The 9,479-nt window shown below is 59.1% G+C and carries 9 protein-coding genes; 3 read left to right on the forward strand and 6 right to left on the reverse strand.

Features of this window, described 5'->3' with window-relative positions; translation table 11 throughout:
* Positions 1 to 14: 14 nt before the first annotated feature.
* Positions 15 to 1,355 carry a homogentisate 1,2-dioxygenase gene (hmgA, locus tag AC1DZP_RS31655; RefSeq protein WP_477307807.1) on the reverse strand — a complete coding sequence of 447 codons (1,341 nt, stop codon included), beginning with the start codon at positions 1,353 to 1,355 and terminating at the stop codon, positions 15 to 17.
* 161 nt (positions 1,356 to 1,516) lie between these two features.
* Positions 1,517 to 2,956, reverse strand: a complete 1,440-nt coding sequence (locus tag AC1DZP_RS31660; protein ID WP_477307809.1) for an APC family permease — start codon at positions 2,954 to 2,956, stop codon at positions 1,517 to 1,519.
* Positions 2,957 to 3,168: 212 nt separating this feature from the next.
* On the opposite strand from AC1DZP_RS31660, the gene AC1DZP_RS31665 reads away from it, so the two are divergent.
* Genes AC1DZP_RS31665 through AC1DZP_RS31675 form a run of 3 tightly spaced genes read left to right on the forward strand, consistent with a single transcriptional unit; the run spans position 3,169 to position 6,316 of the window.
* A complete protein-coding gene (locus tag AC1DZP_RS31665) occupies positions 3,169 to 4,452 on the forward strand; it encodes an aspartate aminotransferase family protein (protein WP_126071187.1) in 1,284 nt (427 codons plus the stop codon).
* Between the two features lie 11 nt (positions 4,453 to 4,463).
* Complete coding sequence (locus AC1DZP_RS31670) at positions 4,464 to 5,471, forward strand: phosphotransferase enzyme family protein (protein WP_477307811.1); 1,008 nt, start codon at positions 4,464 to 4,466, stop codon at positions 5,469 to 5,471.
* Positions 5,472 to 5,524: 53 nt separating this feature from the next.
* Positions 5,525 to 6,316, forward strand: a complete 792-nt coding sequence (locus AC1DZP_RS31675) for an SDR family NAD(P)-dependent oxidoreductase (protein WP_126070440.1) — start codon at positions 5,525 to 5,527, stop codon at positions 6,314 to 6,316.
* A gap of 30 nt (positions 6,317 to 6,346) precedes the next feature.
* Here AC1DZP_RS31675 and folD read toward each other — a convergent pair whose 3' ends face one another.
* From folD to AC1DZP_RS31695, 4 genes are all read right to left on the reverse strand, one after another.
* Positions 6,347 to 7,228: a bifunctional methylenetetrahydrofolate dehydrogenase/methenyltetrahydrofolate cyclohydrolase FolD gene (gene folD, locus AC1DZP_RS31680; RefSeq protein ID WP_477307813.1), complete on the reverse strand. Its 882-nt coding sequence runs from the start codon at positions 7,226 to 7,228 to the stop codon at positions 6,347 to 6,349.
* 10 nt (positions 7,229 to 7,238) lie between these two features.
* Complete coding sequence (purU, locus tag AC1DZP_RS31685; protein ID WP_135867232.1) at positions 7,239 to 8,090, reverse strand: formyltetrahydrofolate deformylase; 852 nt, start codon at positions 8,088 to 8,090, stop codon at positions 7,239 to 7,241.
* An 18-nt stretch (positions 8,091 to 8,108) separates the two neighbouring features.
* Entirely contained in the window at positions 8,109 to 9,035 is a 927-nt protein-coding gene (locus AC1DZP_RS31690; RefSeq protein ID WP_135867235.1) for an electron transfer flavoprotein subunit alpha/FixB family protein, read from the reverse strand.
* Between the two features lie 24 nt (positions 9,036 to 9,059).
* The coding region (locus AC1DZP_RS31695) for an electron transfer flavoprotein subunit beta/FixA family protein (protein WP_477307815.1) at positions 9,060 to 9,479 on the reverse strand (420 nt) is incomplete at its 5' end.

Below are 9,479 nucleotides of genomic sequence, written 5' to 3' on the forward strand. Positions count from 1 at the left end.
GCGTAGTTGAGGCATCATTTGATGCCTGGGGTTCCGTCAAATTTCCGGTCCAGATGATCCCAGCATTCAAGGTAGTCATCCTGCAGAGTCTCGAGCTCGGCGGCGTAGCGAGTCAGTTGCTGCGGATACCGGGTCTCGAACATGAAGGCCAAGGTGTGGTCTAGCTTCACCGGCTTCAGTTCCACGCTGGATGCCTTCTCGAAGCCCATGGCATCCGGGCCATGCGGCAGCATCATATTGTGCAGACTCATGCCGCCCGGTACGAAGCCTTCTTCCTTGGCGTCGTATTGGCCCTCGATGAGGCCCATGAATTCGCTCATGATATTGCGATGGTACCAAGGTGGGCGGAACGTGTGCTCGGCCACCAACCAGCGAGGCGGGAAGATGACGAAATCGACATTCGCCGTTCCCGATTCCTCGGTTGGCGCCGTGAGCACCGTGAAGATCGATGGATCGGGATGGTCGAACAGGATCGCGCCGACCGGCGAGAAGGTGCGCAGGTCGTATTTGAACGGCGCGTAATTACCATGCCAGGCAACAACGTCGAGCGGCGAATGCCCGATTTCGCTGACATAGAATTTGCCGCACCATTTCACATGCACGCGGTATGGCGTTTCCTTGTCCTCATAGGCAGCGACCGGCGTCTTGAAGTCGCGCGGGTTTGCGAGGCAGTTTGCGCCGATAGGGCCGCGATCCGGCAGGGTGAACTTGGCACCGTAGTTTTCGCAGACATAGCCGCGCCAATCGGAGCCCTCGCCGAGCCGTGAGACCTTGAACATCATGCCTCGCGGGATCAGGCAGATCTCGGAAGGCTCAACATCAATGATGCCCATTTCGGTGATAACGCGAATAGCGCCGACTTGCGGCACAACCAACAGTTCGGCGTCGGCATTGAAAAAATAATCGTCGACCATGTCGTCATTGAAAACATAGACATGCGCCGCCATGCCGACCTGGGTCATGACGTCGCCGGCCGTCGTCATGGTGCGAATGCCGGCAAGAAAGTTGAGTTTTTCCGTTGGGGCCGGGATCGGGTCCCAGCGCAATTGGCCGAGCGGCAGGGAATGATCATCGAGGCACGGCGCCGATTTCCAGAACGGGTAGCTGGCGTTGGAAAACCGGCGCGTGTGCCGCACACTGGGGCGGATGCGGTAGAGCCAGGATCGCTCATTCGTGCCACGGGGTGCGGTAAAGGGCGAGCCTGACAACTGCTCGGCATACAGTCCGAAGTTGCACTTTTGCGGACTATTCTGGCCCTGCGGCAGCGCGCCCGGAAGAGACTCCGTCTCGAAGTCGTTACCGAAGCCCGGCATGTATTTTGGAGTGTTTGCGCGGTGTATCGGTGCCTGGGCCATTTTCGAAACCTCCGTTCCGCGAAAATTCTAATCTGGTAGCGTTGCCAACCGTCACGTTTGGAACCAATCAGGGCTCGGTCGCACCTGGGCTGGCAGCCGGCGCGATTGAGGTCGAAAGGGCCAGCCGATTAGGCGAGCCCTCTCGTCTTGTCTTGAAGTTGTTACACTCTGTCGGCGTTTAACCGAGCGACGGCTCCAGGCCGCATCATTGCCCTCACCGCCCCAATGGCGGCAGCCACCAGGATCGTGGACGGCAGCGCGACAGCCAACGGGCCCGGAGTGCCCGTGAGGATGTCGAAACCGCTAATGCCGAAGTATGCCACGGCAGCAAAGCCTACAGCAGCAAGAGCAGGCATGATCTTCGTCTTGATCGGCTGGTTCGGTTCCAGTTCCGGGTTCTTGTTGAAGAATGCTATGACTGCGAGGCAGACCGCGAGCATCAGAAGGATGATGCATATGACGGCCACGTTCGCGATCCATGCGAACAGGGTAAGTAGCGGATCGAGGCCTGCGATGGCGAAGACCGAGATCACCGCGAGTGCGATAACCGTCTGCACGATCGTGGCGCGATGAGGACTCTGATAGGTGTCATGAGTGCGGCCGAGCCAGGCCGGCACAAGACCTTCTTTGCCGAGGAAGTAGAAATACCGGGCGACATGATTGTGGAAGGCCAGCAGGCAAGCGAAAACACTGGTCACGAACAACACGCGCATCAACACAGCCAGCCAGTTGCCGACATATTGATTTGCGATGTTGAACACGAACTGGATCGGGTCGCCGATGTTCTGCAGCTGGGTGACAATCGTTGACGTGCCCGCAGCCTCGACGATCCAGATGGTCGAGATGGAATAGAAAACGCCGATCAGGAGGACTGCCGCGTATGTGGCGAGCGGAATGGTCCGCTTCGGATCTTTCGCCTCATCACTGTAGAGGGTTGTGGCTTCAATGCCGATGTAGCAGCCGAAGGCAAACACGAATGTGACACCCAGTGCGGACGTGCTTGGCATACCCGACAGCGAAAGCGGGGCGAGATTGAACCCACCAGGAACGCCTTTGTAGACGATCATCAGGTCAAGGATCAAAACCACCGCGAATTCGGCGATGACGAGAATACCGAGCACCTTCGCGGAAAGGTCTATGCGTCGATAGGCAAGGATCCCGATCAGAGCCGACGCGCAAAGACTGAATGCCCACCACGGCACCGTGACACCGGTGAATGTCTTGACCAGATCGGTGCAGACAGGGCCGAACATCCCCGACATGCCGATCTGCATGCAATTGTAGCCGAGAAGCGCCACAATGGCGGCCGCTCCGCCGGCGGTCTTTCCTAGTCCTCTTGTAATCAGGGTGTAGAACGAAGCCGCATTGTGCACGTGGCGGGCCATCGTCACGTAGCCCACCGAGAAAATCAGTACCAGTATCATCATCAGCATGAAGGCCGGGACGATCGCCGTGCCGTTGCCGAAGAGAATGGCGACGGGCAAGACGCCCGCCATATTGGTGAGCGGGGCTACGGCAGACACCACCATCAACGTGATGGCCGCTGCTCCCAGTGTCCCTGCCCGCAGCCCACGATCAGCTGAGGTTTGTTCCTTTGACATCCAAATTCCCCTTCTAGAGTTCATCGGCGTCATTGGTTCATTATTATCACCGATGGTTCTTTATCATGTGATTGTTTTTGGAAATGTCAACCGGCCTGCAGCAACGCTATTTTGCGATGGCATACTTGACATCGATCAAGCCTCGGACCGATAATCTATCTGATGGATACAATAATGAACCGATGGTCGAACAAACCACAACAGGCTGGATGATGGACGACACGCAGGCTCTGCTCGCCAGGCGCGAGAAATTGCTCGGAAAGAACACCTCGATCTTCTACGAGAATCCTGTGCATCTCGTCCGCGGAGAGGGTGTCTGGCTGTGGGACGCGGACGGCAAGCGTTATCTAGACTGCTACAACAACGTGCCCCATGTCGGCCATTGCCACCCGTATGTAGTGGATGCGATCTGCCGACAGGCTTCAACGCTGAACACACACACCCGGTATCTCCACGAAGGCATCCTGAACTACGTAGAACGACTTTTGGGTTACTTCGACGATTCGCTGGATGCCGCCATCCTGACCTGTACCGGTAGCGAGGCGAACGACATCGCTCTTCGGATGGCACAAGCCGTCACAGGAAAGACGGGAGTGATCGCAACAGACTTCACCTACCACGGAAACACGACGGCCGTTTCCCAGCTGTCGACACGTATGCCACCTGTCGGAGGCTATGGCGGCCATGTCCGTCATGTATCGGCACCCGACAGCTACCGGCCACTGGGTGGGGTTGCGGGCGAACCGTTTGCAGCTGCTTTCACCGCTGAGGTAGAGAAGGCGATCCGTTCGCTTGACGAGAGCGGACACGGGTTCTCGGCTTTGATCGTCGACCCGTTCTTCGCGAACGAGGGCTTCCCCGATTTGCCCAAGGGATTCTTGACGGGAGCGGCCGAAGCGGTGCGAAAGGCTGGGGGTCTTCTAATTGCCGACGAAGTCCAACCTGGGTTTGGCAGGACTGGCGACAACATGTGGGGACATCAGCACGCCGGCATCGTTCCCGATGTCGTCACGCTGGGCAAGCCGATGGGAAACGGACATCCCATTGCTGGCGTCGTGGCGGGATCGGAGACCCTGAACGCATTCCGCAAGGCGTTTCGATATTTCAACACCTTTGGCGGCAATCCGGTTTCCTGTGCTGCGGGCATGGCCGTACTCGACGTGCTGGAAGACGAGAAACTGGTCGAAAACGCAAAAAACGTCGGCAAATATGCCAAGGACGGCCTCGTGCGGTTGGCGCAAAAGCATTCCGTCATCGGCGACGTGCGTGGCAACGGACTGTTTTTCGGGGCGGAACTTGTGCTCGACAGGGCGGAGAAGACGCCCGCGCCTGAACTCGCAACGCGGCTCATCAACGAAATGCGCAAGCGCGGGGTTTTGATGGGCAAGCTCGGCATCCACCAGTGCGCGACGAAAATCCGCCCGCCGATGCCCTTCACTACGGAAAATGCCGACCTGTTGATCGGCACCCTCGATGACGTGCTGACAGCGCTCTAGGGAGATTTGTCGTGGGAGACATTTCCGAGGCGCTATCTGCACGTCTTTCAGTCAGAGCCAAGGAAGCACTCGCTCACTGGGGACTCTCGCCCCAGCAGCCGGAGCTTCTGAAGTACCGTGAGAATGCAGTCTTCAGGATTGCACTTTCGGACGGGCGCCCCGCGGTCCTGAGGCTCCACCGTCCTGGATACCACAGCGCCGCGGCCCTTGGTTCGGAGCTGCAGTGGATGAAGGTGCTGAGGCAAGGCGGAATCGAGGTCCCGACGCCCCTCCCCACTCTCAACGGCGGCGACTATATAGCGCTGCCGTCGAGCGTGGACTTTCCCGAACAGAACGCCGACATCGTGTCTTGGCTCTCCGGAGCGCCGCTGGGCCAGTCGGGCGTGATGCTTGAGCACGAACCGCAAGATCTCGTTCGCCTCTTCAGCGCCCTCGGCAACAAGATGGCCGATCTCCACAACATCAGCGACGCCTGGGTATGCGGCGGTGCTTTCGACCGTCCATCCTGGGACAAGGACGGTTTGCTCGGGGAGACCCCTCTATGGGGACGTTTCTGGGATTTCGACGCTCTGTCGGTGGCAGACCAAAACAAACTCGGTAGGCTTCGCGGTATCTTGTCGTCCAAACTCGAGGGCGTCCAGAACCTTGATTTCGGCCTGATCCATGCAGACCTCGTCAGGGAGAACGTCCTGGTGACGCCAAGCTCCATCCAGTTCATAGATTTCGATGACTCCGGTTACGGGTGGCGTGTCTTCGATATCGCAACGACGCTATTGCGCAACCGCAAGGAGCCCCACTACCCGGCAATCAAGAAGGCGGTTCTCGATGGCTATAGGCAAAGCAGGGAACTGTCTGAACGTTCCGAATCGCTGCTGCCGCTCTTCCTGCTTCTGCGTAGTCTTACTTACATTGGATGGATCGGAGAACGCCCGGAATTGGCCGACAATGGCGCACGCTTGTCACGCTACCTCGACGATTCATACGGTCTTGCGGACGACTATCTTGGCACAGGCTGGTGATCTTGAACGCGGTTCCTTCTGCAATTTGGTGGCTTAGGAAAGGGTAATCGGAGATGCCTTCGGCAGTCGACGAAAGCAGGCCTGTAGCCCTGATAACAGGCGGAGGCACCGGGATCGGTGCAGCCATCGCATTGAAATTGGCGTCCACGCATTTCGTCGCAATCTGCGGGCGAAGAGAGGCAATCCTGCAAACCGTCGCCAACCAGACGGGCGGACTGGCGATTGCGGCTGATATAAGCGTGCCCGCTGACGCGGCAGCCGTAGTTGAAAAGGTCGTTGCCCATTTCGGTCGCCTGGATTCGCTGGTCCTGAACGCAGGCACTGTCATCGCCGCATCCGTCTCGGAGATGTCCATTGTCGACTGGCAAACCCAAATCGACGTCAATCTGACCGCGCCGTTTGTAATGGCGAAAGCTGCAATTCCGCATCTGCTGCGGACAAAAGGAGCGATCGTCACCATCTCGTCCGTTGCGGGCGCAACGGCCGGTGCCGGGCTGGCTGCCTACAGTGCGTCGAAAGCCGGTGTGACGCTCCTAACCCAGACGATAGCCCTTGAATACGCTCGCCATGGTCTTCGCGCCAACGTGATTGCCCCGGGCTGGGTGCGAACGGAGATGGCCGATATGGAAATGAGCATGCTGACCGAAGGCGGGGACCCAGAGCCGGGATATCGCCGTGTCACGCGGCTCGTGCCGCAACGGCGGGCAGCTGACGCGAGCGAAATAGCAAATGTCGCCGCGTTTCTCCTTTCGCCGGAAGCCTCGTATGTCAACGGCGCCCTGATCAACGTCGACGGAGGCAGCAGCGTGGTCAATCGAGGACTCGTGGAATTCGACCAAGGCTGAGGCAATGATTGGTCGCTGCTAGAGTCTTCTTCACCGAGCGCTGCGCTGGGCGGCCTTAAGGGTGTTGGCCATGAGCATCGCGATCGTCATCGGCCCGACGCCGCCGGGCACGGGAGTGATTGCCCCGGCAATTCGACAAGCGTCCTCGAAATCAACGTCGCCGACTAAACGTCCCTTTCCGGTGCCATCGGCTGCGGGTAGTCGGTTAATACCGACGTCGATAACCGTGGCACCCGGTTTGATCCAGTCTCCCTTCACGAAGTCCGGCTTGCCGACAGCGGCGACCAGGATGTCGGCCCCTCGGCAGATCTGTTCGATTTCCGCTGTTCGGCTGTGCGCGATCGTTACGGTCGCGTTCGACGCGAGCAGCAGATTGGCCATCGGTTTGCCGACGATGTTGGACCGCCCGATGACCACCGCCGTCAAACCTGACAGGTCCTTGCCCCGGACCGACTCAATCAGCAGCATCGCCCCTGCTGGCGTACACGGGACGAGCGCGCCCTCGAGTTCGCCAGTTCCCAGCATACCCACATTGACATAATGGAACCCATCAACGTCCTTGTCAGGCGATATCGCCTGAATAATCTTTCCTGCATCCAGATGTTTTGGCAAAGGCAACTGCAGAAGGAGTCCATGAATTTTCGGGTCTTCGTTCAATGTGTGCACCAGGCCAAGAAGTTCTTTCTCGGACGTGATTTCGGGCAATTCATACTTTCGTGAGAGGAAGCCGCACTCTTCGGCCTTCCGCCCCTTCGAGGAGACGTAAACCTGGCTGGCTGGATCACTTCCGACGATAACCACGGCAAGACCAGGATTGATGCCGGAACTCTTCAAGGCCTCAGTTTCGAGTTTTACTCGTTCGAGTATTGAAGCCGCCACGATTGCTCCAGAGATGATGACTGGTTCTCTCATCTGGCCCTGGTCACGCGAAAACGATTGTCTTGTGGCCATTGAGCATGACCCGACGCTCCAGGTGCATCTTCACCGCCCTGGCCAGCACCCTGCTTTCTATATCCCGGCCCGTGGCGACGAAATCGTCGGCGGTCATCGTATGCGTCACACGCTCCGTTTCCTGCTCGATGATCGGCCCTTCGTCGAGATCAGGCGTCACATAGTGGGCTGTCGCGCCAATCAGCTTCACGCCGCGTTCGAAGGCCTGATGATAAGGCTTTGCTCCCTTGAACGACGGAAGGAACGAGTGATGGATGTTGATGACTTTTCCGAACAGCCGGGTGGAGAGGTTGTCCGAGAGCACCTGCATGTATCGGGCTAACACCACGAGATCTGCCTCCGTCTCCCGGACGAGATCGAGCAGCACCTTCTCCTTTTCCGCCTTGTTGTCCTTGGTGATGTTGAAGACGTGATAGGGGATACCCTCTATCTCTGCGGTTCGGCGGCTGTCCTCGTGGTTCGACACGATAGCTACAACCTCGACCTGCAGCCATCCCACACGGATTTGGTAGAGCAGATGCAACATTGCGTGGTCGAACCTGGAAACCATGATGATGATCTTCAGCTTGCGGCCGGCGTCGACGACATCGGCCTTCATGCCGAAGCGGTCCAACACGGGCTTCACGGCGTGTTCGACCTGTTCCTTGGTTGTGGGCTGCCTGAATTCGACGGCGATGCGCATGAAGAAGCGGTTGGAAAGGCGGTCCCAGAACTGGTTGCTCTCGGTTATATTGGCGCCCAGGGCGGAAAGTTCCGTCGCGACCGCCGCGACGATGCCGGGTTGGTCGTCGCAGGACAGGGTAATCGTGTAGGATTGCGGCACGTTTTCATTCCCCTCGTGTCAAATTTTGGCAAGTTCGGGAAGGACATCAAAAAGGTCGGCGACGAGACCGTAGTCGGCAACCTGGAAGATCGGCGCCTCCTCGTCCTTGTTGATGGCGACGATGACCTTGGAATCCTTCATGCCGGCGAGGTGCTGGATGGCGCCGGAGATGCCCACCGCGATGTAGAGATCGGGAGCCACCACCTTGCCGGTCTGGCCGACCTGCCAGTCGTTCGGCGCATAGCCGGCATCGACCGCGGCGCGCGAAGCGCCAACAGCCGCACCGAGCTTGTCGGCGACCGGCAGGATGACCTCCTTGAATTTTTCCGCCGAACCCAGCGCACGGCCGCCCGAGATGATGATCTTGGCCGAGGTTAGTTCCGGACGGTCGGTGTCGGAAAGCTTGTTCTCAATGAAAATGGAGAGCCTCGGGTCGGCTGCCGGCGAGACAAGCTCGACGGCAGCCGCATTGCCTTGGGAGGCGCTCGAATATGATGCGGTGCGCACGGTGATCACTTTCTTGGCGTCGGTTGACTGCACCGTCTGGATGGCATTGCCGGCGTAGATCGGCCGCTTGAAGGTGTCGGGCGACACGATCTCGATGATCTCGGAGACCTGCGCGACATCGAGCAGGGCGGCGACGCGCGGCGCGACGTTCTTGCCCGACGAGGTCGCAGGCGCGATGATGGTGTCGTAAGCGCCGGCCAGCGAGACGACCAGCGCCGCCAGCGGTTCGGCGAGACGCTCGGTCAGTTCATCGGCATCGGCCAGCAGCACCTTGGTGACGCCCTTGAGCTTGGCTGCGGCATCCGCCGCCGGCTTGGCGCCCTTGCCGGCGACCAGCACATGCACGTCCGAACCGATCTGCAGGGCCGCGGAAAGCGCCTTGGCGGTCTGGTCGGAAAGGGTTGCGTTGTCGTGTTCGGCAATCAGAAGAATAGCCATGTTGTTGTCTCCTTTTCCGATCGCTTACAGCACGCCGGCTTCGTTCTTGAGCTTGTCGATCAATTCGGCCACCGACTTGACCTTGACGCCCGCCTTGCGGCCGCTGGGCTCCTCGGTCTTGAGCACCTTCAGCCGCCGCTTGACGTCGGCGCCGTAGTCGGCCGGGCTCTTTTCGTCGAGCTGCTTCTTCTTGGCCTTCATGATGTTGGGCAAGGAGGCATAGCGCGGCTGGTTGAGGCGAAGGTCGGCGGTGATGATCGCCGGCATCTTCAGTTCCACCGTCTGCAGGCCGCCGTCGACTTCGCGCGTCACCTTGGCCTTGTCGCCGTCGAGCACGACCTTGGAGGCGAAAGTGCCCTGCGCCCAGCCGAGAAGGGCCGCCAGCATCTGGCCGGTCTGGTTGGAATCGTCGTCGATCGCCTGCTTGCCGAGGATGACGAGGCC

The sequence above is a fragment of the Mesorhizobium sp. P2_F8 genome, assembly GCF_056403655.1.